Source organism: Kribbella sp. WER1, assembly GCF_054189145.1.
Genome location: NZ_CM135186.1, coordinates 5383047 through 5404907, shown reverse-complemented (window position 1 = coordinate 5404907; position 21861 = coordinate 5383047). Strand labels below are relative to the sequence as shown.

The window sequence follows — 21861 nt, the reverse complement described above, 5'->3', positions numbered from 1 at the left end:
CACCGACAGGCTCGCTCTCGGCGAACATCCGATCACGCTTCCGGCGGCTGCCCAGGTGGCATCACAAGGGGACAACCGACCGGATCTCCCGCGTGTTCCCGCGTGACCGGCTCCGGACGCCTTGTTCGCCACCAGCGAATTCCGCGAACTACCTGCCCGGTCAGTCACCGGATCCGACACGCCGTGTCCCACTCTGTGAAACAACCGGAATGCGGACGGTCCCGCCACCCTCCATTGGGTGCCGGGACCGGCGACAGCTGAAAACCCACACCACTCCCGCCGAGCGGAGCGAGGCGGGGCAGTTACTTGGCTTCTACTTGGCTTCGTTGTACGCCGCGCGCACCTCGGCCGAGATCCGGCCGCGCTCGCTGACGTCGTAGCCGTTCTCCTTCGCCCAGGCGCGGATGTCCGCGGAGTCCGACGCCGAACGCCCGCCACGCCCGCGGGACCGGCCCGCCGCACCCCGGCGGCCGGCCACCCGGCGGCCGTTGCCCACGTACGCGGCCAGGGCGTCACGCAGTTTTGCGGCGTTCTTCTTGGACAGGTCGATCTCGTACGTCGTTCCGTCCAGCCCGAAAGTGACGGTCTCGTCGGCCTTACCGCCGTCGAGATCGTCCTCGAGAACCACCTGCACCCTTTGCGCCATCGATGACAACCTTTCCGCGCCGAATTGTTAGCACCTGATTTGTACCGCACAAACCCGGCCCGTGTCATTCATCAACACTGCGCAGTCTTCGTGACCAAGAGTATTCACGAGTTCTGAAACCGGCTGGACCGGAATCAATTCGACCCTGAATTTGCTGATCGGAGCCGTTGTGCTATGCAACTACCGGAATCACTCCGGGCGGAGCAACGGGAAGAGAATCGTCTCCCGGATACCGGTCCCGGTGAGCAGCATCACCAACCGGTCGAGACCCATCCCCATGCCGCCGGCCGGCGGCATACCGAATTCCATTGCGCGGAGGAAGTCCTCGTCGAGTTCCATCGCCTCGGGGTCGCCGGCGGCGGCCTGGATCGACTGCGCCACCAGGCGATCGCGCTGGATCACCGGGTCGTTCAGCTCCGAGTACGCGACCCCGAGCTCGACGCCGTTGACGAACAGGTCCCAGGCCTCGACCAGCCCCGGAATTTCCCGGTGCGGCTTCGCCAGCGGCCGCGCCGACTCCGGATAGTCGCGGACAAAGGTGGGGTGGATCAGTGTGTGCTCACAGAGCTTCTCGAACAAGTCGACGGCGATCTCGCCGGCATTCCGGCCGGGCTGCAGCTCGACGTCGTGCTGCTCGGCCAGCTTCAGCAGCGTGGCCAGGTCGGTGCTCACGTCCACGCTCTCACCGACCGCCTCGGACAGCAGCCCGAAAAGCGTCGCATGCCGGAACGGCTGCTCGAAGTCGATGGTCTGCCCGTCGCGCCCGGTGACCGAGGTCCGCCCGATCGCGCGGCCGGAGTTCCGGATCAGCTCCTGGATGAGCTCGGCCATCGTGTCGTAATCGCCGTACGCCTGATACGCCTCGATCATCGAGAATTCCGCCGAGTGGGTGGAGTCCAGGCCCTCGTTACGGAACGTCCGGCCGATCTCGTAGACCCGGTCGACGCCGCCGATCATCGCCCGCTTGAGATCCAGCTCGAGCGCGATCCGGAGCTTCATCTCCTGGTCGAACGCGTTCAGGTGGGTCGAGAACGGGCGCGCCGCGGCCCCGCCGTTGGTCAGCTGCAGCACCGGCGTCTCGACCTCGACGAAGCCGTGGTCGTCGTACGTCGCGCGCAGCGCCTTGAGGACGGCGGCCTTCGCGCGGACCATGTCGCGCGCCTCCGGGCGGACGATCAGGTCGACGTACCGCATCCGGACGCGGGCCTCTTCGCTGAGCGGACGGTGCTCGTTCGGCAGCGGGCGGAGCGTCTTCGCGGCCATCTGCCACGCGGTGGCCTGCACGGACAGCTCGCCGCGCCGGCTGGTGATCACCTCGCCCTGGACCGACAGCAGGTCGCCGATGTCGACGAGCTGCTTGAACCGGGCCAGCTCGTCCTCGCCGAGGTCGGCCAGCGACAGCATCACCTGGAGCTCGGTCCCGTCGCCCTCGCGGAGCCGGACGAAGCAGAGCTTGCCGGTGTTGCGCAGGAAGATCACCCGGCCGGTCACCGAGACCTGCTCGCCGGTCCGGGTGTCGGCCGGCAGCTCCTGGACGTCGTACTTCGCCCGCAGGTCCTTCAGCAGGTGCGTCCGCGGCACCGAGATCGGGTACGGCGGCACTCCTTCCGCCAGCAGGCGGTCACGCTTCTCCCGGCGAACCCGCATCTGCTCGGGCAGGTCGTCCTGCCCGCTGTCGGGGTTCACCGGGTCCACGTGTGTATCAGTCATGCCTTAAGGCTAGTGACTGACCGCCTCCAGCTCCGAATCCTTTGTTCGGACCACGAGTACGCCGGCCACCGCCGCGGCGACCGCGCAGGCGATACCGCAGGTCACGAACGTCCCGCGCGGGCCGATCAGCAGGCCCGCCGTGCCGCCGAGCAGCAGCGCGAGGATGCTGAACGTCCGGACCGTGCCGTTCAGGGCGGCGATCACCCGCCCCCGCACCGTCTCCGCCGACCGGGTGACGACGAGGGCGCTGGTCGCGGCGTTCAGCATCCCGCTGCCGACACCGATCGTGGTCGCGCCGATCATCAGCGTGACGATATTGCCGGCCAGGCCCGTCAGCACACACGCCCCACCGATGGCCGCCATGCCCGCGACGACAGCCCGGGACCGCCCTTGGTCGGTGTGCAGCCGGCCGGTGTACGACGAGCCGGCGATGGCACCGAGGCCGGTCGCCGCACCGGCGGCGCCGTACAGGGCGGGCCCCAGGCCGAGTTCACGCGTGACCAGGTAGACCTCCACCACGTTGACCGCCTCGCCGACCACGACGAACAGCCAGAGGGCCGGGACCAGGATCCGGAGGATGTTGTCGCCGAAGATCGCGCGCAGCCCGGCCGTCACGCCGCCCTTTTCACCGCCGCCGCCCGGCTCGGGGCGGCGCCGGGTCCGGACCAGCTGCGCGATGAAGACCAGTACCAGGAAGGTGGACGCGTCGACCAGGAGCGCGCCGCGGCTCCCGGCCCAGCCGACCAGGACGCCACCCGCGGCCGACCCGGCCAGGGTCGCGACGCCGATCAGCGCCTGGCTCGCCCCGGTGGTCCGGCCGACCAGCTCCTCGCCGACGATCCGCGGGATCAGCGCACCCCACGCGGGACCGGCGACCGCCTGGCCGACCTGCAGTACGCACACCAGCGCGAGCGTGTGGACCAGGTCGTGCACGAACGCCAGCCCGACGCCCGCCACCACCTGCAGCAACCCCGACCAGACCAGCACGGTGCGCGAGTCGTACCCGTCCACGATCCGCCCCGCGAACGGGATCATCACGACCGTCGGTACGGCGAACGCGAGCAGCAGCGCGGTGACGGCGGCCGGGCCGTGGCCGTCGGAGACCCGCAGCATCAGCGCGATCATCGCGATCGAGTCGCCCGCGTAGGACAGCGCCCGGGCCGGCAGCACGAGCCGGATGTCGCGGTACGACCAGATCGAGGTCTGAAGTGTTTGCTTCATAGTTGTGAAGTAAACACTTCAGACTTGACGCCGTCAAGCGGTTCGCTACGCTGACCTGGTGGGTACCAAGAAACGGCTCGTGATCACCGACCCGCGGGCGATCCGCGCGCTCGCGCACCCGGCCCGGCAGCGGGTCATCGACGAGCTGTTCAACGGCAAGGTGCTGACCGCGACCGAGTGCGCGGAGCTGGCCGGGCTGACCCCGTCGGCGATGAGCTACCACCTCCGCGCGCTGGAGAAGTGGGGCATCATCCAGCGCGCCGACGAGTCCGCCGACGGCCGCGAACGCCCCTGGAAGGCACCCGCCCGGAGCCTCGTCATCTCCTCGCAGTCGACCGGCGCCGGCCGGGCGGCCGGCCAGGCGATGGTCCGGAGTACGGCGGACGCCGTCATCAACATGTTCGCGGAGATCGACGCGGACGACCCGTGGGACGACGTCAGCTCGCTGAGCCGATCCCGGTTGTGGCTGAACCACGACGAGGCGAAGGAACTCGGCAAAGAGCTGGCCGAGGTCATCAGCCGATTCGAGAAGAAGCGGTCGTCGCGGGGCCCGGCACCGGGGTCCCGGCAGGTCAGCACGCTGATCGCCGTAGTGCCCAGCCCGGAGCAGAGCTGAACCGTTAGCTGCCTGGTTGCGTATCTCGGAGTACCTTCGAAGTAGAGGTACTTCGCATGCAGTCGTGGATTCTTTGGTCGATTGTCGCCGCCGTCCTCGGCACGGCCGAGTTGATGACAGCGACCTTCGACCTGCTCCTGCTGGCCGTCGCGGCGGTGTCCGCGGCCGGTGTGGCCGCGCTCGGGCTCGGGATCGGGTTCCAGGTGGTCGCGTTCGCGGTCACCGCGGGCGCCATGATCACGCTGGTCCGGCCGGTCGCCCGCCGGCACCTGACCGGGCACCCGGGACTGCGGAGCGGGGTCGCGGCGCTCGTCGGCCGGGAGGCCGTCGTACTGGCGGCCTGTGACCGCGACACCGGCCGGGTCCGGATCGGCGGCGAGGAATGGAGCGCCCGTTCGTACGACCCGGACCTGCACATACCGGCCGGGACCCGGGTCGACGTCTTCGCGATCGAGGGGGCCACCGCCCTCGTGCATCCTCAGGAGGAACCATGGCCGCACTGATCATCGGCATCGTCGTCGCATTTCTCGCCGTCGTCCTGGTACTGCGGACGGTCCGGATCGTCCCGCAGGCCCGGGCCAGCAACGTCGAGCGGCTCGGCCGCTACCTGCGCACGCTGGAACCCGGCCTGAACGTGGTGATCCCGTTCGTCGACCGGCCCCGGCAGCTGATCGACCTGCGCGAGCAGGTGGTGTCGTTCGAGCCGCGCTCGGTGATCACCGAGGACAACCTGGTCGTCGACATCGACACCGTGCTGTACTTCCAGGTCACCGACCCGCGCGCGGCGGCGTACGAGATCGCCAACTACATCCAGGCGATCGAGCAGCTGACCGTGACCACGCTCCGGAACGTGATCGGCTCGCTGGACCTGGAGAAGGTGCTGACCTCGCGCGAGCACATCAACTCGACGCTGCGCGGCGTCCTCGACGAGGCCTCCGGCAAGTGGGGCATCCGGGTGAACCGGGTCGAGCTGAAGGGCATCGAGCCGCCGATCTCGATCAAGGAGTCGATGGAGAAGCAGATGCGGGCCGAGCGGGAGAAGCGGGCCACGATCCTGTCCGCCGAGGGGCAGCGGCAGTCGAAGATCCTGACCGCGGAGGGCGAACGGCAGGCGGCGATCCTGCGTGCCGAGGGCCAGGCGAAGGCGATCGACACGGTGTTCGAGGCGATCCACCGCAACGACCCGGACCCGAAGCTGCTCGCGTACCAGTACCTGCAGATGCTGCCCGAGCTGGCGAAGGGCCCCGGCAACACGTTCTGGGTGATCCCGTCCGAGGTCACCACGGCGCTGCAGAACGTCACCAAGGCGTTCACCGGCGAGACGCCCAAGATTCCCGCGGAGATGCCCGCCGAAGTACCGTCCGAGAACGGTCACAACCCTGAAATCACCCCCAGATAGTTGCCCCCGCACCTAATCGGTTGTCCGCCGATGTCACTATGGGTACATGGGGGAACCTCTGCTGCTCGCTCAGGCCATCGCCATCCCGACCGGTGTCGCCGTGCTGGCGTACCTGGTGGTCGGACTCGTCATCGGTGTGGAGAGCATGGGGGTGCCGCTGCCCGGTGAGACGACGCTGATCGCGGCCGCGCTGCTCGCCTCCCAGCACCACCTGAAGATCGAGTACGTGATCCTGGCGGCCGCGCTCGGCGCGATCGTCGGCGACTCGATCGGGTACTTCATCGGCCGGAAGGCGGGCCGCGGGCTGTTCGAGCGGCTCGGCCGCCGGTTCCACCACTTCTCCGAGGAACGGATCGTCAAGGCCGAGAAGTACTTCCACAAGTACGGCGTCTGGACGGTGTTCTTCGGCCGGTTCGTCGCGCTGCTGCGGATCTTCGCGGGCCCGATGGCCGGCATGCTGCGGATGCACTACCCGCGGTTCCTGGCCGCGAACGCGGCCGGCGGGATCGCCTGGGCGACCACGATCGGCGTGGTCGCGTACAAGATCGGCGACAACGCCGACAAGATCTTCGGCCGGGTCTCGGTCGGCGCGCTGATCGCGATCGCGGTGGTCGCGGTCGGCCTGTACGTCGTACACAAGGTCCGCAAGCGCCGCCGCGAGCAGGCGGCCGCGGGCTCGGCCGCCGCGGTCGAGTCAGCGGATGTGTAGCTGCAGCCCGGGCGTGGTGATCCCGTCCATCGGCCGCCCGAACATCATCCCGCCGGGGACCACGAACCGGTAGACGAAGTCGCCCGGCTGCGCGGCCTTGAAGGCCAGCGCGGCCTTTCCGCCGCGCATCGGCAGCGCCTTCGCGTCCATCCACCGGCGGGTCTGCCGGTTCCAGGCCTGCAGCATCACGGTCGTGTTCATGGCCGGCTGCACCCCCAGCGAGACGGTGACCATCGAGCCGTGCGGCTTGGCCGTGTCGCCGCCGGCGAACCCCGCGGACGCGATCCGCACCACGGTCTTGGTGTACCCGGGCCGGCTGGTCGACGTACCGGTGAACGAGCTGCCCTTCGGCGTGACCGGCACGGTGATCTTGTACGGACGGCTCCCGGATGTCGGTACGGCGATGTCGTAGTACCCGCCCGCGGTCGTCGCGCCGCGCGCCGCCGGGGTCCACCGGGCGCCGGGCGTGACCTGCGTCAGCACCACGACCGGTACGCCGGCCGGAGTCGCGCGGCGGGTGATGCACGGCGCGTCGAGGTCGCACGCGACCTGGTGCAGGATGACCCGGCCGCGGGCCCGGATCGGGACGCCGTACTGCGCCTTCGGCGGGACGACGCCGCTGATCGTGCTGGTCAGCCCGACGACGTCGCCGCCGGCCCGGGCGCCCCACTCGTTCTGGGCGCGGAGCTGGAACAGGTACGGCGGCTTGATGCTCTTGATCAGCTGCTGGTTCGCCGTGATCGCCGGGCCGATCGCCTTCAGCGTCTGCCCCGGGCGGCCGATCATCGGCACGTACTTCTGGGTCTTCTTGCCCTGCACGTCCAGCGGGTCGTTCGGGGTGAAGTCCTGCGGCGCGACCGGAACCGACCAGCGGATCAGCACGCCGCGGCCCTGCTGCGCGACCGTGGCCGCGCTCGGGCGTACCGGCCCGTCGGTGTCGAACACCGGCGACTTGGACGGCTTGCTGGTCACACCGCCCTGCGACGTACCGGTCGCGACAACGATCTTGTAGTTGCCGTCCGGCGGGAACTCCGCGGTCGGGATCTCCCAGCGGTTCGGGTCGCCGGCCGGGATGTACTTCACGTACGACGGGCTCTCGCTGAGCACGCCCTCGATCGTGATCCGGTTCGGCTGGCCGGTGTCCTTCCAGGTCACCAGGACCGCCGGACGGCCGTTCGGCGCCCAGGCCACCGCGACGTCGGTCGGCGCCGGGTCCGAGGCACAGGCGGTCAGGCAGGACGCCCCCACCAGTACCGCCAGCGCTACGGCGAGGGTGCGTCTCCCGATCCCACGCCGTCGCGAGGAGGTGCCCGGTGCCCCGCAGTAGGCGTGGGATCGGGAGACGTGCCCTAGTACTCGCCGCACTCCCACCACCTCCGCCTCACGACCGACCGGGTGAACCTTACCCAGTCAACGGTGTCCACCCTCCACGGCCGTTGCCGGATCGGTATGCCGCCCCTACCGTGAGAGAAGCCACAGAGGGGGGAAACCACGATGGCTTTCATCAGCACACCCGAGGATCCCGCGTTCTTCGACGCGAACCGGGCAACGGCCGGGCACGTGCCCAACTTCGTCCAAACCTTCGCTGCGCGACCTGCCGTGTACGAAGCGTGGAAACAGCTGAACGGCGCGATCAAGCAGTCGATGGACCTGCGCCGCTACGAGCTCGCCACGCTCGCGGCAGCGACCGCGTTGAGGTCCAGCTACTGCAGCCTCGCGCACGGGGAGGTGCTGGCCGACAAGTTCTACACCGCAGACGAGGTCGCGGCCCTGGCCGCCGAACCGCCGGAGGACCCGGTCGATCGTGCGGTGATGGAGTTCGCCCGCCAGGTCGCGCTCGGCGCGGACACCGTCACCCAGGCCGACGTCGACCGGCTGAAGGCGGTCGGCCTGACCGACACCGACGTCCTCGACATCGCACTCGCCGCAGCCGCCCGCGCCTTCTTCTCCAAAACCCTGGACGCCACCGGCACCCAACCGGACTCGATCTTCAACGGCCTCCCGGACGTACTGCGGTCCGCACTGACGGTCGGCCGCCCGATCTACTCCGGCTGATTCCGGGGTGCGCCGCCCAGGTGGTAGTTCGTGGTGACGCCGGCGTACATCAGGTGGGTGACCAGGCCCTGGGCGGCGTGCGGGACGTTGTGGCAGTGGTCCATCAAGATGCCGGGGTTGTCGGCGACGAAGGCGACCACGTACGTCTCCTTGTCCTCGACGTTCAGCGAGTCCGTCCACCACGGGCTGCCGGTCGCGCGTACGCCGTTGCGGCTCAGTACGACGACGTGGTGGCCGTGCAGGTGCATCGGATGGACCTGGGCCGATGTCGTACCGGAACACCCGGTCCGCCGGGCCGTCCCCGATCACCAGCGTCGTCGGCCCGTTGTCGGTGTTGACGACACGGACACGGGCCGTCGGACCCGGCGCGGGCACGCGACGTTCGCCGTACTCGCCGTTGACCGTGCGGATCTTGTCGTACATGTGCACGGCCGCGATCACGTCCGATGAGGTTGGTTGCACCAGCAGTACGCCGTACAAGCCCTTCAGTACTTGGTCATGTGGGACCTGGTGCGAGTGGTACCAGTACGTGCCGGCATCCTTCGCGACGAAGCGGTAGACGTACGACTGGCCAGTTTTGTTGCCAACGGCATCTAGACGGTCGAGGACTCGGAGGCGGCCCGGCTCTGCAGCCGGGACGCGCGCCGCGAGGCCATCCCGGCGACGGCGAGCAGCGCGAACGCGTTCAGCCCGTGCAGTACGCCGACCACCGGCGCGCTGAACGACAGGAACGCGAGCAGGATCTGCAGCACCACCAGGCCGACGACGTACAACGCCCACTTGATGCCGCCGTCGACCTTCGCGAAGAACGAGACGATCAGCAGCAGCAACGCGACGATCGGGATGATCATGGTCCCGAAGATGCCGTGCAGCGACAGTCCGGTGGTCGCGGCGGAGTTCTTGTCGAACACCGCGCCCCCGTCGAGATCCTTGTCCACGGTGAAGAATCCCCAGGCGATGAACATCGCCTGCAGCACCACACCGATCGCGACGAGACCGGCCAGCGCCCGGTAAGCAGCTTTCATGGTTCCCCCCAATGCAGCTGCCTACATAGTGATCCCGATCACCTCAAGGGCACAAGAGCTTTCAGCCGGAATTGCGGGTGAAGGCCTGATACAGACCGCGCAGGGGCAGTAGCGGTTCGTTGCGGGTAACGATGTGCAGCTGGCCGTCGAAGAGCGGGGCGAGGGCGCCGGTGAGGACGACGGGGGTGTCGCCGGCAAGCGACTGTTCGGTCCGGATCCGGGCGACGAGGCCGTCGACGAGCGCCGCGAAACCGTGGATCGCCCCGGATTGCAGGGCTTCCACGGTGTTCTTCGCGACCACCGAGCGTGGCCGGACGAGTTCCACCCGGCGCAGCTGGGCGGCCGCGCGGCCGAGTGCGTCGGTCGCGGTTTCGATGCCTGGGGCAATCACTCCGCCGACGAACGCGCCGGCCGGGTTCACCACGTCGATCGTGATCGCGGTACCGACGTCGACGACCAGGCAGGGTGCGCCGTACAACGTGAGCGCGGCGAGGGCGTTCGCGATCCGGTCGGTGCCGACCTCACGCGGGTTGTCGACCAGCACCGGCAGCCCGGTCTTCACGCCGGGCTCGACGACCACACTCGGTACGTCGTGGTAGTACCGCGCGACAACATCCCGGAGCTCGTGCAGGACATGCGGTACGGCGGAACACACCGCGATCCCGCTGACCGGAGCCTCACCGGTCAGCAGCCCCTGCAACAGCACGGCCCACTCGTCCGCGGTGCGCCGGTCGTCGGTCCCGACCCACCAGTGCCGCTTGACCGCACCCTCGAACACCAGGCCCACCAGGGTCCTGGTGTTCTCGACGGCGACGGTCAGGACGCGTCCTAGCAGCATCAGGCCTCGCGGAGGTCCAGGCCGATGTCGAGGACCGGGGCGGAGTGGGTGAGGGCGCCGACGGCGAGGAAGTCCACGCCGGTCTCGGCGACCTCACGCGCCTTGTCCAGGGTCAGGCCGCCGGACGCTTCCAGGCGGGCCCGGCCGGCGACCTTCTCGACCGCCTCGCGGAGCATCGGGACGTCCATGTTGTCCAGCAGGATCAGCTCCGCGCCGGACTCGACCGCGATCAGCGCGTCCTCGACCGAGTCCACCTCGACCTCGATCGAGATGTCCGGGAAGGCCTTGCGGACCAGCCGGAACGCCTCCGCGACGCCGCCGGCCGCGACCACGTGGTTGTCCTTGATCAGCGCGGCGTCGGACAGCCCCATCCGGTGGTTCCGGCCGCCGCCACAGCGGACGGCGTACTTCTCCAGCGACCGCAGCAGCGGCATCGTCTTGCGGGTGTCGCGGACGACCGTGCCGGTGCCCGCGACCGCGTCCACCCAGCGCCGGGTCAGCGTGGCGACACCGCTCAGGTGACAGAGCAGGTTCAGCGTGGTGCGCTCCGCGGTGAGCAGCTGCCGGGTCTTGCCGCGGGCAGTCAGCAGTACGTCGCCGGCCTGCACGGCGGCGCCGTCGCGGACGGCGTACTCGATCTCGAGCTCGTCCGGCGCCGCGACCTGCCGGAGCACCAGCTCGGCGATCTCCAGCCCGGCGACCACTCCGGAGTCCCGGGCGACCAGCTCGGCGATCGACACCTGGTCCGGGTCCACCGTCGCGGTCGTCGTCACGTCGACGCCCCCGGCCAGGTCCTCCTCGATGGTGGCCCGCACGAGGTCCCCGACCCACTGCCGGTCGACTGTCTCATCCATGCCGGTGATTCTCCTCGGTTTGGCGCGGAACGAACGTGGTCTGCGGCACAGCGTGGGTGTCGAAGGTGACGTCCAGGCTGCCGGACCACAGCAGATCATCGCGGTCCGGGTGGTCCTCGCGCCAGTGCGCGCCGCGGGACTCCTCGCGGGCGGTGGCCGCGGCGATCAGGGCGGACGCGACCGTCACCAGGTTCGTCGCCTCCCAGCCCGGGGTGCCCGGCTCGGCGGCGGGCTGCTCGGTCAGCTTGCCGATCGTCGCCCCCGCCTCCGCCAGCCCGGCCGCGCTCCGGATCACCCCGGCGCCGACCGTCATCGCCCGCTGCAGCTCGGGTACGGCGTCCGCGTCCACGAGCCCCGGCGTACGGCGGTCCTCGACCGGCTCGCGCTGCGCCGGCAGGCCGTCCGCGAGGTGTGCGGCGATCCGGCGGGCGAACACCAGGCCCTCGAGCAGCGAGTTGGACGCGAGCCGGTTCGCGCCGTGGACGCCGGTACAGGCAACCTCGCCGCAGGCGTACAGCCCGGGCACCGAGGTCTGCCCGTTCAGGTCGGTCCAGACGCCGCCGGACGAGTAGTGGCAGGCCGGAGCGACCGGGATCAGCTCCCGGACCGGGTCGATACCGTGCGAGCGGCAGGACGCCAGGATGGTCGGGAACCGGACCCGCCACTTCTCGTCGCCGAAGTGCCGGGCGTCCAGGTACACATGGTCCTTGCCGGTGGCAAGCATCTGGCGCATGATCGCCTTCGCCACGATGTCCCGCGGTGCCAGGTCGGCGAGCTCGTGCTGGCCCTGCATGAACCGCTTCCCGGTGTGGTCGACGAGGAACGCGCCCTCGCCGCGGACCGCCTCGGACACCAACGGCTGCTGGCCTTTCGCGCCCTTGCCCAGCCACAGCACGGTCGGGTGGAACTGGATGAACTCCAGGTCCCGCACCTTCGCACCGGCGCGCAGCGCGAGCGCCATCCCGTCGCCGGTCGAGACGCTCGGGTTGGTCGTTGCCGCGTACAACTGTCCGAGCCCGCCGGAGGCCAGGATCACGGCCCGGGCCCGGATCGCGCCGACGCCGTCCAACTGGCCCTCGCCCATCACATGCAGCGTGACGCCGGCGATCGCGCCGTCGGCGGCGGTCAGCAGGTCCAGCACCAGGGCATGCTCGATGATCCGGATGTCCGGGGCGCGCTTGACCGCGGCGACCAGCGCGCGCTCGATCTCGGCGCCGGTCGCGTCGCCGCCGGCGTGCGCGATCCGGTTCCGGTGGTGGCCGCCCTCGCGGCCGAGCGAGATCTCGCCGTCGGCCAGGGTGTCGAAGCGGGCCCCCAGTTCGATCAGGTCGCGGACCGCGTCCGGGCCTTCGGTGACCAGCACCCGGACGGCCTCGGCGTCGCTCAGCCCGGCGCCCGCGACGAGCGTGTCCTGCAGGTGCTCCTCGGGAGAGTCCTCGGGGTCGAGGGCGGCGGCGATCCCGCCCTGGGCCCACTGGGTGGAGCCGGACGCGACGACGTCCTTGGTCACCACCAGCACAGAGCCCAGCTCACGGGCCTTGAGAGCGGCGGTCAGCCCGGCGACACCGGAGCCGATCACCACCACGTCGACGGAATCGGTCCAGCCGGCTTCCGGCGCGGCCAGCCGTTGCGGGACTGCGGGTGCGGTCACGGGGCCTCCCGTCCTGGACTGAGGAGCGGAGGGAGCGTAGCGACCGGAGCGACGAGGGAAGGGCGGGAGCACCAGCCCCGCGACCCGCCGCGCCGGAGGCGTGGCATCAGCACAGTCATTCAGGGACCGTATCAACCGATTTCATCTGAGGGTGATGGAAATGTTGTCAATGAGACGCGTCAGACCCACCCGGGCGGCGATCAGCATCCGGGCCTCGCCGGGGCCGATCACCGGGCCGAGGTCGGGGGCGCGGAGCGCGAGGTAGTCGATCTTCACCGACGGCACCGCTTCCAGCTCGGCCTGGGCGGCGGCGAGGACGGCGTCCGGGCCGTTCATGCCGGCCTTCGCGCCGGCGCTCAGCGCCCGATGCAGCACCAGCGCCTCGTCACGCTGGGTCTCGCTCAGGTAGCGGTTGCGTGAGGACAGCGCGAGCCCGTCCGGCTCCCGGACCGTCGGCACCGGCACGATGTCGACGTCCATGTCCAGGTCGCACACCATCTCGCGGATCAGCGTCAGCTGCTGGTAGTCCTTCTCGCCGAACAGCGCGAGGTCCGGCGCGGTCAGGTGCAGCAGCTTCGACACGACCGTGAGTACGCCGGAGAAGTGGCCCGGGCGGAACACCCCTTCGAGCTCGTCCGCGAGCGGTCCCGGGTGCACGGTGACCGACGGCTCGTTCGGGTACAGCTCGTCGCGGGACGGGTTGAACACCAGGTCGACGCCGGCGTTCTTCGCGATCGCCAGGTCGCTGGCCAGCGTCCGCGGGTACCGGTCGAAGTCCTCGGTCGGCCCGAACTGCAACGGGTTCACGAAGATCGTCAGGACGACGCTGCCGTCCGGCCCGACGCGTTCCCGGGCCTCGGTCAGCAGCGCGGCGTGGCCGTCGTGCAGGGCGCCCATGGTCATCACGACCGCCCGTGGCCGGATCGCGGTCGCTGCCCGCAGTTCGGCCTTGGTCTGGGTGAGTCTCATCGCGGTGCCTCCCCTGTCCGGTTCAGTACGTCGCCGAGTCGGGCGACCTGTTCTGCGTCCAGCCAGTCGGCCAGCTCCACGGTGGCCCGGGCCAGCTCGGCGTACGTGCCGCGCGTGCTGCCCCGCAGTACGGCCAGGTGTGCTGCCACCGTGTCGACGTCGCCGCGGGCGATCGGCCCGGTGAGCGCATGATGACCGGATCGGAGCGTGTTGTCGAGAGTTGCGGTCAGCAACGGCCGGAGCGTCGCGGCGGGGTCGGCCACGCCCGCTTCGCGCAGTACGGCGACCGCTTGGCAGACCAGAGTGGTCAGGTGGTTCGCACCGTGCACCAGGCCGGCGTGGTACGCCGTACGCCGGTCGTCGGCGACCCACTGCACCTGCGCGCCCAGGGCCTTCACCAGGCGCTCCACGAGTTCCCGGGCCGCGTCGGGCGCGGTCGCCGTGAACATGACCCCGTCCAACGCCACCGGGCCGCCGGGGAACGTCATGGCCGGGTGCAGCGCCACGGGTGTCGCGGCCAGCCCGGCCAGCGGTGCCAGCCCGTGTGCGCCGGACAGATGCACGACGTACTGCGCAGCGGTCAACGGCAGCGTCTGCGCGACGTCCTGGATCCTGTCGTCCGGTACGGCGACCAGTACGACGTCGGCGCGCGCGGTGACCTCGTCGGCGGTCAGCACCGGTACAGCAGGCAGAAGCCGGGCGGCGCGTTCCAGCGACGCGTCCGACCGCGCGGTTACTCCGACCAGGGGATGTCCGGCTGCCGCCAAGGCTGCTCCCAGGGCGGTCCCGGCCCGGCCGGCTCCGATCAAGCCGATCCGTTCCATCACTCACTCTCTTCTCGTTCCAGTCCCACGGCGGGGTACCAGACGATCTACTTGTCAGCGTAGGCGATGGGAGGATGGCACGGTGACCGAAGCCTGGGCAGCGCGGACGGAATTGACGGCGATCCTGATCACAGTGCCGGAGTTGGCGGCGTACACGGACCGTTGGCGGGCGGTGTCCCGCTCCTCGGCACGGCCTCAGGTCCCGTTGACCGAGCTGATCCCGCCACACATCACCGTGCTGGTCCCGTGGGTCGCAGAGCCGACGGACGACGACGTAGCCCGGCTACAGGCGGCTGTGTCCACGATTAAGCCGTTCCAGTTGAGCTTTCCGGTTGCGGGCCAGTTTCCGAACGGTACGGCGTGGTTGAAGCCGGAGCCGTTCGACCAGGTGCGTGCGCTGCTCCTGACCGTTTTCGAGGCCTTCCCGGAGTGCCCGCCGTACGGCGGCGACTTTCCGGACCCGCAGCCGCACCTGACCATCTCCTCGTCCGCCCAGGGCGGCCCTGCCGTCGTAGCCGAGGCCAACGCCGCACTGGCCGCCACACCAGCCCCGACTGTCCAGCTGACCGAGCTAGGCCTGTGGCGGGAGAACACGGACGGCGTATGGCACCAGTTCGACGCCGTACGGCTTACTTCCTGACCTGGAACCCCATCGACGTCGTCGCCGGCGCAGTGCGCCACTCCACCGGTACGTCGGCAGCCGTCAGCCCGCGGACCTGATCGACCGACGGGTCCCGGAGCGCGTTGATCCGGACCGCCTGCTGCGCGACGACCGCGTCGAACAGGTTGCGCACGTCCCGCCCGTTGCCGAAGTCCTCGGCGTTCCGTGCCTGCCGCAGCAGCACACCGACCCGCTCCAGGACGCCTTCGCCGGGCACATACCCGGCCTTGGTACTCAGATACATGAAGATCTGTTCCAGCTCCGGATCGGTGTAGTCCGGGAACTCCACCGTCGTCGGCACCCGCGAGCGCAACCCGGGGTTGATCGTGAACAACCGCTCCATCGGCTCGGTGTACCCGGCCAGCACCACGACCAGGTCGTCGCGATGCTCCTCCATCAGCTTGATCAACGTCGCGATCGCCTCGCGCCCGTAGTCGTTCAGGTCCGCGAACGCGTACGCCTCGTCGATGAACAGCACGCCCCCGAGCGCCATGTCCACCAGCCGCTGCACCTTCGGCCCGGTCTGGCCGTACGCCTCTCCGACCATCTCGTTCGCCGTCGTCTCGACCAGGTGGCCGATGCCGAGCAGGCCGAGGTCCCGGTAGCTCTGCGCGACCAGCCGCGCCACGGTGGTCTTCCCGGTGCCCGGGTTGCCGATGAACATCAGGTGCCGGGACCGCTCCGGCGGCGGCATCCCTGCCTGTGCTCGCAGAAGGTCGGCCTTGGCCTCCGCGGCCAGCCGCTGCACGGTGGCCTTCACGTCGGTCAGCCCGGTCATCGCGGCCAGCTCGGCCTGCGGGTCCTTGTGGCTCGGCAGGTCCCGCAGGCTCTCCTGGTTCAGGTTGCGGACGTCGTCCTGCTCGATGGTCCGGACCTCTTCGAGGCTCGGCGACTCGATCGCGGCCAGCCGGACCGCCTGCAGCGTCGCGATCCGCTCGATCATGGTGCGAATCGTCCGCGCGTTGCCGAACCCGGGCGCGCGCGGCACCTTCTGCAACGCGGTCAGCACCAGCCCGGCCACGCCCTCGCCCAGCACGAACCCGGCCTGCCCGACGTCGTGCAGGAAGATCCTGTGCAGCTCGGTGTCGGTGTAGTCCGGGAAGTTCACGAACGTCCGGATCCGCGACTTCACGCCCGGGTTGCTCTCCAGCAGGCGGTACATCTCGGCCGGGTACCCGGCCATCACCACGACCAGGTTGTCGCGGTGCTTCTCCATCAGCTGGATCAGCGTCGCGATCGCCTCCCGGCCGAAGTCCCGCCCGGAGTCGTTGTACAGCGAGTACGCCTCGTCGATGAACAGCACCCCGCCGAGCGCCTTCTCGACCACCTCGGTCACCTTCGGCGCGGTCTGGCCGATGTACGACGCGACCAGGTCGGCGCGGCCCACCTCGACCAGGTGCCCGGACGAGAGCATGCCGAGGTCGCGGTACACCTCGGCGAGGATCCGGGCGACCGTGGTCTTGCCGGTGCCCGGGTTGCCGCTGAAGACCAGGTGCCCCATCGGCTTGGGCAGCCGCAGGCCGGCGTCGATCCGGAGCTTGGCGACCTCGGCCTCCGCGACCAGTTCGTGCACCCGGGTCTTCACCGGCCCGAGCCCGATCATCCCGTTCAGGTCCGCGATCGGGTCGCCGCCGACCGGCGGGTCCGCTTTCTGCGTGTCCGGTGCGCCGTCCACGTCGGTCACGACGACCTCGGCCGGCCGGAGCGCGTTCAGGTCCCGCAGCCGGGTGACGAAGCCGGTCGTCATGTGCAGGTCCTTCGGCGGGTCCGGCTGGCTCGGCAGCCCGTTCAGGCTGGAGCCGACCAGGTACATCGCGGCCAGGTACTCCCGCGCCTGGTACGGCGCGCCCGCCTCGACGGCCCGGCCCATCCGGTCCAGCTGCCGGCGCCGCCAGTCGGCCGGCGTCGGCACGTCCGCCTTCTTGTCGAGCGCCTTCTGTACGTCGGCTGCTCCGGACGGGCCGAGTCCGGTGAAGGACAGACCGGCCGGCGTACTCGTCCGCCCGATCTGCCGGAGTACGGCGGCCAGCTCGACCGCGAACGGCTGCTCGGTCTCGGGCGTGGCCGCGGCGACCTTCTCGTACGCCGCCTGCAGCCGGTTCACGGCGTGCACCATGAGGTCGAGCGGGTTACCGGACAGGTTCGGGAAGGCCCGGCGCAGCTCGGGGGCGTCGTACCGCTCGCCCCAGCGCTTCACCAGCGTGGACCGGAGCTCCGTGGTGTGCAGCGCGAGGAACTCCGGATCGGCCAGTACGTCGTCGAGCATCGTGGCCATCGCGGTTCGCCGGGTCTCCAGGCCCGGGATGCCCGCCAACAGGTCGAGCATCTCCCGGCAGGCCCGCACGTACGGCTCCTGCAGCTCCGCGCCGAGCTTGTTCCGCAGCGGGAACGGGATGATGAACTCGCTCGGCCCGGTCAGCCAGCCGCCCAGGTCGGTCTCGACCTGCTGCGGCTCGGACCGCCAGTCCGAGATCACCAGGTAGGCGAGGTTGCGGGCGCCGCCGACCACGATGCCCAGCGGCGGCAGGATGCTTCGGACCAGGAAGTAGAAGTTGCTGATCAGCCGCGGCGTGCCGTCCTGGTAGCCGGCCCGGCCCTGGGTGGGGTCGTCGTTCGGCACCCGGCCGGCGATCTCCTCGAGCTTCGTCCGGGTGCCGGCCAGCCACTCCGGCGTGACCCTGAACGGCCGATCCGTGCCGACGAGGTCGAAGACCGGCTCACCGGCGAACATGACACCGAGCTCTTCTGGGAGGATCGCCACGGTGTCGATCCTAGGTTCGGTCTGGTCCACATGACCTCGCGCTTCGCAGCGGCCTGGCAACAGGCGCTCTACGGTCCCGACGGGTTCTACCGCCGGGAGCGTCCGGCTGCCCACTTCCGTACGTCGGTGCACGCGTCGCCGCTGTTCGGCCGGGCCCTGGCCGGGCTGGCTCGGCGGCTCGACCTCGACGCGGTCGTGGATATCGGCGCAGGCTCCGGCGAACTCGGCGAGGTACTGCGGACCGAAGGGCTGACTGTGGTCGACGTCGAACTCGACGACGCGCTGCCCGACCAGCTGTCCGGTCTGGTGGTCGCGAACGAGTGGCTCGACAACGTCCCGTGCGAGGTCGTGGAGTGGGACGACGACGGTGTCCCTCGGTACCTGCTCGCCGACCTCAGCCCGGGACCTGTTGTAGAGGGCAACGATCTGCGGTGGCTGGAGCGCTGGTGGTCCGGGCAGCCCGGCGATCGGGCCGAGGTCGGGCTGGCGCGTGACGAGGCGTGGGCCGGCGTGGTCGATCGGCTGACGCCGGGCAGTGTCGCGGTCGCGATCGACTACGGGCACGTGCAGGCGGGCAGGCCGGCGTACGGGACCTTGACCGGCTTCCGTGGTGGGCGGGAGTGCGATCCGGTCCCCGACGGCAGCTGTGACATCACCGCGCACGTGGCGCTCGACTCGTTGGGCGGAAACCGGGTGAGTCAGCGCGAGGCCCTGCGCGCATTGGGCGTCAGCGGGACCCGCCCGAGCCTGAAGCTCGCTCAGACGGACCCGCTGCGCTATCTGTCCGAGTTGTCGTCAGCCGGCGAAGCGGCCGAGCTGCTGGACCCGTCCGGGCTCGGCGGGTTCGGCTGGGTCTGGACAGCGGCAGGAACAGACGCCGTACGACGCGCAGCGCGCGCCCTGTCCGCCTGAGCCTCCACCAGCGCGGCAGCATCCGCCTGGTCCTGGTGCAACGCGACAGCGTCCGTAGGGCCGAGCGGCGTGTCCACATGTACGTCGGCCAGTCCCAGCCGCCGCTGGATCGGCCCCTGCTCCAACCGCACCGACTGCGTCTTGTGGTGCAGCACGATCGACGTACGGCGGCTCACCCAGCCGCGGGTGGTGACCATGACGTTCTCGTCCACGCCGTACGCCAGGTACCGCCAGCCGATCGGCCGCAGCCACTTGGCGCGCGACGGTGCCGGGTGCATCCGGATACTGCTCAGGTCGAACCCGGGAAGGATCCGGGCCAGCACGTACGCCGTCTCGGCACGGTCACCGACCGGCAGGAGCTGCGCACCCTCCATGTGGTCGTCGGCGTCGTCCTGCTTGCCTGCGACGCCTGCAATGTCCAGCTCGACCCGCGACCAGCGCAGCGCCCGCCAGATCAACGGCTCGGTGATCAGCAGACCCTGCACGCGACCAGGCGGAATCGTCTGCCGCTGGACGTCGAACAGCCCGCGCTTGGTCCGCAGGCCGTGGCTGGACGCGGACAGCGTGAACCCGTGGTTCCCCACGACCTGCTTCCAGATCGGCTGCACCACACCGAGCAGCAGCGGGATACCGGCGACCAGACCGACGTGGAAGTTCAGCACCATGGTCGCGACGATCAGCCAGATCAGGGCGCCGGCGCTACCGACCACGGTGGACGACAGCAGCGTCGCACCGAGCAGGCGGCCGGTCCGCACGGTCAGCAGCGGCGGGGCGACCGACTCCGTCTCCTGCTCGGCCTCCTGCTGCTCAGCAGCGGCCTTGCCCTTCGCCCGGACCAGCAGCGTCGTCCGCAGGTCCTGCGCCTGGCCGTACTGGAAGTAGCTCAGCTTGCCGTCACTCTTGCCGCCGCCGGCCACGTCCATCCGCAGCTCGGCCATCCCGAACAGCCGGGCCACGAACGGCTGCGCCACGTCGATCGCCTGGATCCGGTCGAACCGGATGATCCGCGTCCGCCGGAACAGGAACCCGCTGTCCACCCGGATCGCGTCGTCGGTCAGCTGCCACTTGGTGAACCACCAGGACAGCGCGCCGAGCAGGATCCCGCCGACGAGTACGGCAGCCAGGCCGATTCCGGCGTACGTCAGGTTCTGTCGCAGGCCCTCGTTGTTGACCAGCGCGACGGCCGCGACCACGAAGTACCCCCAGCCCTTGACGAAGGGGGTCAGCGGATGGAGCCGTTGCCCGACGGTCTCCACAGCCTGCTGGGTCACAGGCCCCACGCCTGCGACTGGCCGAGGGCGGACAACCGGTCACGCAGCCGCGCGGCCTCGTCCGGGTGCAGCCCGGGGATCTTCGCGTCGGTGGCCGGTGTCGCCGTGTGCAGCTCGACGGTGGCCATCCCGTAGGCCCGCTCCAGCGGCCCGGCGGTGACGTCCACGAACTGCATCCGGCCGTACGGTACGACGACCAGCTCGCGGAACATGATCCCGTGGCTGACCAGCAGCTCGTCCTCGCGCTCGGCGTACTTCCAGGACTTCTGGTTGCGCCCGATCAGGATCCAGGACCAGCCGAACAGCACCGCGATCAGGACCGCCGCGAGTACGCCGTACAGCCAGCCGACGGTCAGCCCGAGCGCGAGCAGCGCGGCGATCGCGACCAGGCCGGACATGATCGCGGCGTTCAGCCGGCGCAGCGCGGCCAGCTTCGGTGAGACCCGCGTCCAGCTGACATCGGAGGGTGCGAAGAGGTCATCCACGGGTAAAGCCTGTCACGATAGTGGTCATGAGCACGGAAAGAGTCGTCGGAATGGGAGCTGGTGCCGCGGGATTCGAGCGCGGCGGGGCCGGCGCGGGCTCCGAGCTGGCGACCACCGACATGGTGCTCAACATCGGTCCGCAGCACCCGGCGACGCACGGCGTGTTGCGACTGCGGCTGACCCTGGACGGCGAACGGATCGTCGGCTGCGAGCCGATCATCGGCTACATGCACCGCGGCGCCGAGAAGCTGTTCGAGGTCCGCGACTACCGGCAGATCATCGTGCTGGCGAACCGGCACGACTGGCTGTCCGCGTTCGCCAACGAGCTCGGCGTGGTGCTCGCCGTCGAACGGATGATGAACCTCGAGGTCCCGGAGCGCGCCGTCTGGCTGCGCACCCTGCTGGCCGAGCTGAACCGGATCCTGAACCACCTGATGTTCCTCGGCTCGTACCCGCTCGAGCTCGGCGCGATCACGCCGGTGTTCTACGCGTTCCGCGAGCGCGAGACCATCCAGGCGGTGATGGAGGAGCTGTCCGGCGGCCGGATGCACTACATGTTCAACCGGGTCGGCGGACTCAAGGAAGACCTCCCGTACGGCTGGCTCGGCCGCGGCTCGGCCGCCGCGACCGCGGTCCGCAAACGGCTCCCCGACATCGAGGAGATCGTCCTCGGCAACGAGATCTTCCGCGCCCGGACGGTCGGCGTCGGCAAGCTCGCGCCCGAACTGGTCGCGCAATACGGCGTGTCCGGCCCGATCGCCCGTGCCTCCGGGGTGAACGCCGACCTGCGCCGCGACGAGCCCTACCTCGCGTACGGCGAACTCCAGGACGTGCTGCGGGTCGTCACGCGTCCGGAGGGCGACTGCTTCGCACGGTTCGCCGTACTGCTGGAACAGGTGAAGGTGTCGCTCGACCTCGTCGACGCCTGCCTCGACAAGCTCCGCACGCTCCCGGCCGGGCCGGTGAACGTCCGGCTGCCGAAGATCCTCAAGGTCCCCGAGGGGCAGACGTACGCGTGGACCGAGAGCCCGCTCGGCATCAACGGGTACTACCTGGTCTCCCGCGGCGACAAGACCCCGTGGCGGCTGAAGCTCCGCTCGGCGAGCTTCAACAACATCTCCGCGCTACCGGCGCTGCTCCCCGGCACGATGATCCCGGACATGATCGCGATCCTCGGCAGCATGTTCTTCGTCGTCGGCGACATCGACAAGTAGCCCAGCTGGGAGACAAAAGTCCCTGGGGCGAACTTTTGTT

General features: G+C 69.9%; 20 protein-coding genes and 3 pseudogenes. 8 read left to right on the top strand and 15 right to left on the bottom strand.

What is annotated here, in order from left to right:
* Window positions 1-313 precede the first annotated feature (313 nt).
* The 3 genes from ACXJJ3_RS26225 to ACXJJ3_RS26215 all read right to left on the bottom strand — a co-directional run bounded on the left by ACXJJ3_RS26225 (window position 314) and on the right by ACXJJ3_RS26215 (window position 3577).
* Complete coding sequence (locus ACXJJ3_RS26225) at window positions 314-646, bottom strand: histone-like nucleoid-structuring protein Lsr2 (protein WP_325039858.1); 333 nt, start codon at window positions 644-646, stop codon at window positions 314-316.
* Between the two features lie 189 nt (window positions 647-835).
* Entirely contained in the window at window positions 836-2356 is a 1521-nt protein-coding gene (gene lysS, locus ACXJJ3_RS26220) for a lysine--tRNA ligase (protein WP_458164500.1), read from the bottom strand.
* A 9-nt stretch (window positions 2357-2365) separates the two neighbouring features.
* Window positions 2366-3577, bottom strand: coding sequence for an MFS transporter (locus ACXJJ3_RS26215; protein ID WP_458164499.1), 1212 nt, complete (start codon window positions 3575-3577; stop codon window positions 2366-2368).
* Between the two features lie 58 nt (window positions 3578-3635).
* On the opposite strand from ACXJJ3_RS26215, the gene ACXJJ3_RS26210 reads away from it, so the two are divergent.
* The 4 genes from ACXJJ3_RS26210 to ACXJJ3_RS26195 are packed head-to-tail and all read left to right on the top strand — an operon-like array spanning window position 3636 to window position 6301.
* On the top strand, window positions 3636-4193 hold the full coding sequence (locus ACXJJ3_RS26210; protein ID WP_458164498.1) for an ArsR/SmtB family transcription factor: 558 nt from the start codon (window positions 3636-3638) through the stop codon (window positions 4191-4193).
* Window positions 4194-4249: 56 nt separating this feature from the next.
* Entirely contained in the window at window positions 4250-4696 is a 447-nt protein-coding gene (locus ACXJJ3_RS26205; protein WP_458164497.1) for an NfeD family protein, read from the top strand.
* Window positions 4684-5592 (top strand): SPFH domain-containing protein, encoded by a 909-nt coding sequence (locus tag ACXJJ3_RS26200; protein ID WP_458164496.1) that lies wholly within the window; start codon window positions 4684-4686, stop codon window positions 5590-5592. The genes ACXJJ3_RS26205 and ACXJJ3_RS26200 overlap by 13 nt, the downstream gene beginning before the upstream one ends.
* A 46-nt stretch (window positions 5593-5638) precedes the next feature.
* Window positions 5639-6301: a DedA family protein gene (locus ACXJJ3_RS26195; protein WP_458164495.1), complete on the top strand. Its 663-nt coding sequence runs from the start codon at window positions 5639-5641 to the stop codon at window positions 6299-6301.
* Here ACXJJ3_RS26195 and ACXJJ3_RS26190 read toward each other — a convergent pair.
* The gene (locus tag ACXJJ3_RS26190; protein WP_458164494.1) at window positions 6287-7549 is read right to left on the bottom strand and encodes a hypothetical protein; all 1263 of its coding nucleotides are present in this window, start codon (window positions 7547-7549) and stop codon (window positions 6287-6289) included. The genes ACXJJ3_RS26195 and ACXJJ3_RS26190 overlap by 15 nt on opposite strands.
* 246 nt (window positions 7550-7795) lie before the next feature.
* Between ACXJJ3_RS26190 and ACXJJ3_RS26185 the strand changes: the two genes are divergently transcribed.
* Window positions 7796-8356 carry a carboxymuconolactone decarboxylase family protein gene (locus tag ACXJJ3_RS26185; RefSeq protein WP_458164493.1) on the top strand — a complete coding sequence of 187 codons (561 nt, stop codon included), beginning with the start codon at window positions 7796-7798 and terminating at the stop codon, window positions 8354-8356.
* Here the strand turns inward: ACXJJ3_RS26185 and ACXJJ3_RS26180 are convergent.
* From ACXJJ3_RS26180 to ACXJJ3_RS26145, 8 genes and pseudogenes are all read right to left on the bottom strand, one after another.
* Window positions 8344-8610: pseudogene (locus tag ACXJJ3_RS26180) on the bottom strand (multicopper oxidase domain-containing protein); the annotation flags it as partial. The gene ACXJJ3_RS26185 and the pseudogene ACXJJ3_RS26180 overlap by 13 nt on opposite strands.
* Before the next feature lie 208 nt (window positions 8611-8818).
* Window positions 8819-8923, bottom strand: a pseudogene (locus ACXJJ3_RS26175) (multicopper oxidase domain-containing protein); the annotation flags it as partial.
* Between the two features lie 26 nt (window positions 8924-8949).
* Window positions 8950-9381 carry a DUF6220 domain-containing protein gene (locus tag ACXJJ3_RS26170; RefSeq protein WP_458164492.1) on the bottom strand — a complete coding sequence of 144 codons (432 nt, stop codon included), beginning with the start codon at window positions 9379-9381 and terminating at the stop codon, window positions 8950-8952.
* Window positions 9382-9442: 61 nt separating this feature from the next.
* Window positions 9443-10219 carry a type III pantothenate kinase gene (locus tag ACXJJ3_RS26165; protein WP_458164491.1) on the bottom strand — a complete coding sequence of 259 codons (777 nt, stop codon included), beginning with the start codon at window positions 10217-10219 and terminating at the stop codon, window positions 9443-9445.
* Window positions 10219-11073 (bottom strand): carboxylating nicotinate-nucleotide diphosphorylase, encoded by an 855-nt coding sequence (gene nadC, locus ACXJJ3_RS26160; protein WP_458164490.1) that lies wholly within the window; start codon window positions 11071-11073, stop codon window positions 10219-10221. The genes ACXJJ3_RS26165 and nadC overlap by 1 nt, the downstream gene beginning before the upstream one ends.
* The gene (locus ACXJJ3_RS26155) at window positions 11066-12724 is read right to left on the bottom strand and encodes an L-aspartate oxidase (RefSeq protein ID WP_458164489.1); all 1659 of its coding nucleotides are present in this window, start codon (window positions 12722-12724) and stop codon (window positions 11066-11068) included. Before ACXJJ3_RS26155 ends, nadC begins: the two co-directional genes overlap by 8 nt.
* A gap of 141 nt (window positions 12725-12865) precedes the next feature.
* Complete coding sequence (panC, locus tag ACXJJ3_RS26150) at window positions 12866-13693, bottom strand: pantoate--beta-alanine ligase (RefSeq protein WP_458164488.1); 828 nt, start codon at window positions 13691-13693, stop codon at window positions 12866-12868.
* The gene (locus ACXJJ3_RS26145; protein ID WP_458164487.1) at window positions 13690-14517 is read right to left on the bottom strand and encodes a Rossmann-like and DUF2520 domain-containing protein; all 828 of its coding nucleotides are present in this window, start codon (window positions 14515-14517) and stop codon (window positions 13690-13692) included. Before ACXJJ3_RS26145 ends, panC begins: the two co-directional genes overlap by 4 nt.
* Before the next feature lie 82 nt (window positions 14518-14599).
* On the opposite strand from ACXJJ3_RS26145, the gene ACXJJ3_RS26140 reads away from it, so the two are divergent.
* Entirely contained in the window at window positions 14600-15157 is a 558-nt protein-coding gene (locus tag ACXJJ3_RS26140; protein WP_458164486.1) for a 2'-5' RNA ligase family protein, read from the top strand.
* Here ACXJJ3_RS26140 and ACXJJ3_RS26135 read toward each other — a convergent pair.
* Window positions 15147-17939 (bottom strand): AAA family ATPase, encoded by a 2793-nt coding sequence (locus ACXJJ3_RS26135; RefSeq protein ID WP_458164485.1) that lies wholly within the window; start codon window positions 17937-17939, stop codon window positions 15147-15149. The two genes, ACXJJ3_RS26140 and ACXJJ3_RS26135, sit on opposite strands and share 11 nt — an antisense overlap.
* 30 nt (window positions 17940-17969) lie before the next feature.
* Here ACXJJ3_RS26135 and ACXJJ3_RS26130 point away from each other — a divergent pair.
* Window positions 17970-18608, top strand: a pseudogene (locus ACXJJ3_RS26130) (SAM-dependent methyltransferase); the annotation flags it as partial.
* Window positions 18609-18715: 107 nt separating this feature from the next.
* Here the strand turns inward: ACXJJ3_RS26130 and ACXJJ3_RS26125 are convergent.
* Together ACXJJ3_RS26125 and ACXJJ3_RS26120 are read right to left on the bottom strand one after the other, a co-directional pair.
* Window positions 18716-20122 (bottom strand): PH domain-containing protein, encoded by a 1407-nt coding sequence (locus ACXJJ3_RS26125; RefSeq protein WP_458164484.1) that lies wholly within the window; start codon window positions 20120-20122, stop codon window positions 18716-18718.
* Window positions 20119-20607: a PH domain-containing protein gene (locus tag ACXJJ3_RS26120; protein ID WP_458164483.1), complete on the bottom strand. Its 489-nt coding sequence runs from the start codon at window positions 20605-20607 to the stop codon at window positions 20119-20121. The genes ACXJJ3_RS26125 and ACXJJ3_RS26120 overlap by 4 nt, the downstream gene beginning before the upstream one ends.
* A gap of 26 nt (window positions 20608-20633) precedes the next feature.
* Here ACXJJ3_RS26120 and ACXJJ3_RS26115 point away from each other — a divergent pair, with 26 nt between their 5' ends.
* Entirely contained in the window at window positions 20634-21821 is a 1188-nt protein-coding gene (locus ACXJJ3_RS26115) for an NADH-quinone oxidoreductase subunit D (RefSeq protein WP_458164482.1), read from the top strand.
* Window positions 21822-21861: the final 40 nt, after the last annotated feature.

Excerpts from the sequence above, each read along its gene's own strand:
- ACXJJ3_RS26225 (WP_325039858.1), bottom strand. The coding sequence starts at position 646 with ATGGCGCAAAGGGTGCAGGTGGTTCTCGAGGACGATCTCGACGGCGGT.
- lysS (WP_458164500.1), bottom strand. The coding sequence starts at position 2,356 with ATGACTGATACACACGTGGACCCGGTGAACCCCGACAGCGGGCAGGAC.
- ACXJJ3_RS26215 (WP_458164499.1), bottom strand. The coding sequence starts at position 3,577 with ATGAAGCAAACACTTCAGACCTCGATCTGGTCGTACCGCGACATCCGG.
- ACXJJ3_RS26205 (WP_458164497.1), top strand. The coding sequence starts at position 4,250 with ATGCAGTCGTGGATTCTTTGGTCGATTGTCGCCGCCGTCCTCGGCACG.
- ACXJJ3_RS26200 (WP_458164496.1), top strand. The coding sequence starts at position 4,684 with ATGGCCGCACTGATCATCGGCATCGTCGTCGCATTTCTCGCCGTCGTC.
- ACXJJ3_RS26195 (WP_458164495.1), top strand. The coding sequence starts at position 5,639 with ATGGGGGAACCTCTGCTGCTCGCTCAGGCCATCGCCATCCCGACCGGT.
- ACXJJ3_RS26185 (WP_458164493.1), top strand. The coding sequence starts at position 7,796 with ATGGCTTTCATCAGCACACCCGAGGATCCCGCGTTCTTCGACGCGAAC.
- ACXJJ3_RS26170 (WP_458164492.1), bottom strand. The coding sequence starts at position 9,381 with ATGAAAGCTGCTTACCGGGCGCTGGCCGGTCTCGTCGCGATCGGTGTG.
- ACXJJ3_RS26165 (WP_458164491.1), bottom strand. The coding sequence starts at position 10,219 with ATGCTGCTAGGACGCGTCCTGACCGTCGCCGTCGAGAACACCAGGACC.
- nadC (WP_458164490.1), bottom strand. The coding sequence starts at position 11,073 with ATGGATGAGACAGTCGACCGGCAGTGGGTCGGGGACCTCGTGCGGGCC.
- panC (WP_458164488.1), bottom strand. The coding sequence starts at position 13,693 with ATGAGACTCACCCAGACCAAGGCCGAACTGCGGGCAGCGACCGCGATC.
- ACXJJ3_RS26145 (WP_458164487.1), bottom strand. The coding sequence starts at position 14,517 with ATGGAACGGATCGGCTTGATCGGAGCCGGCCGGGCCGGGACCGCCCTG.
- ACXJJ3_RS26115 (WP_458164482.1), top strand. The coding sequence starts at position 20,634 with ATGAGCACGGAAAGAGTCGTCGGAATGGGAGCTGGTGCCGCGGGATTC.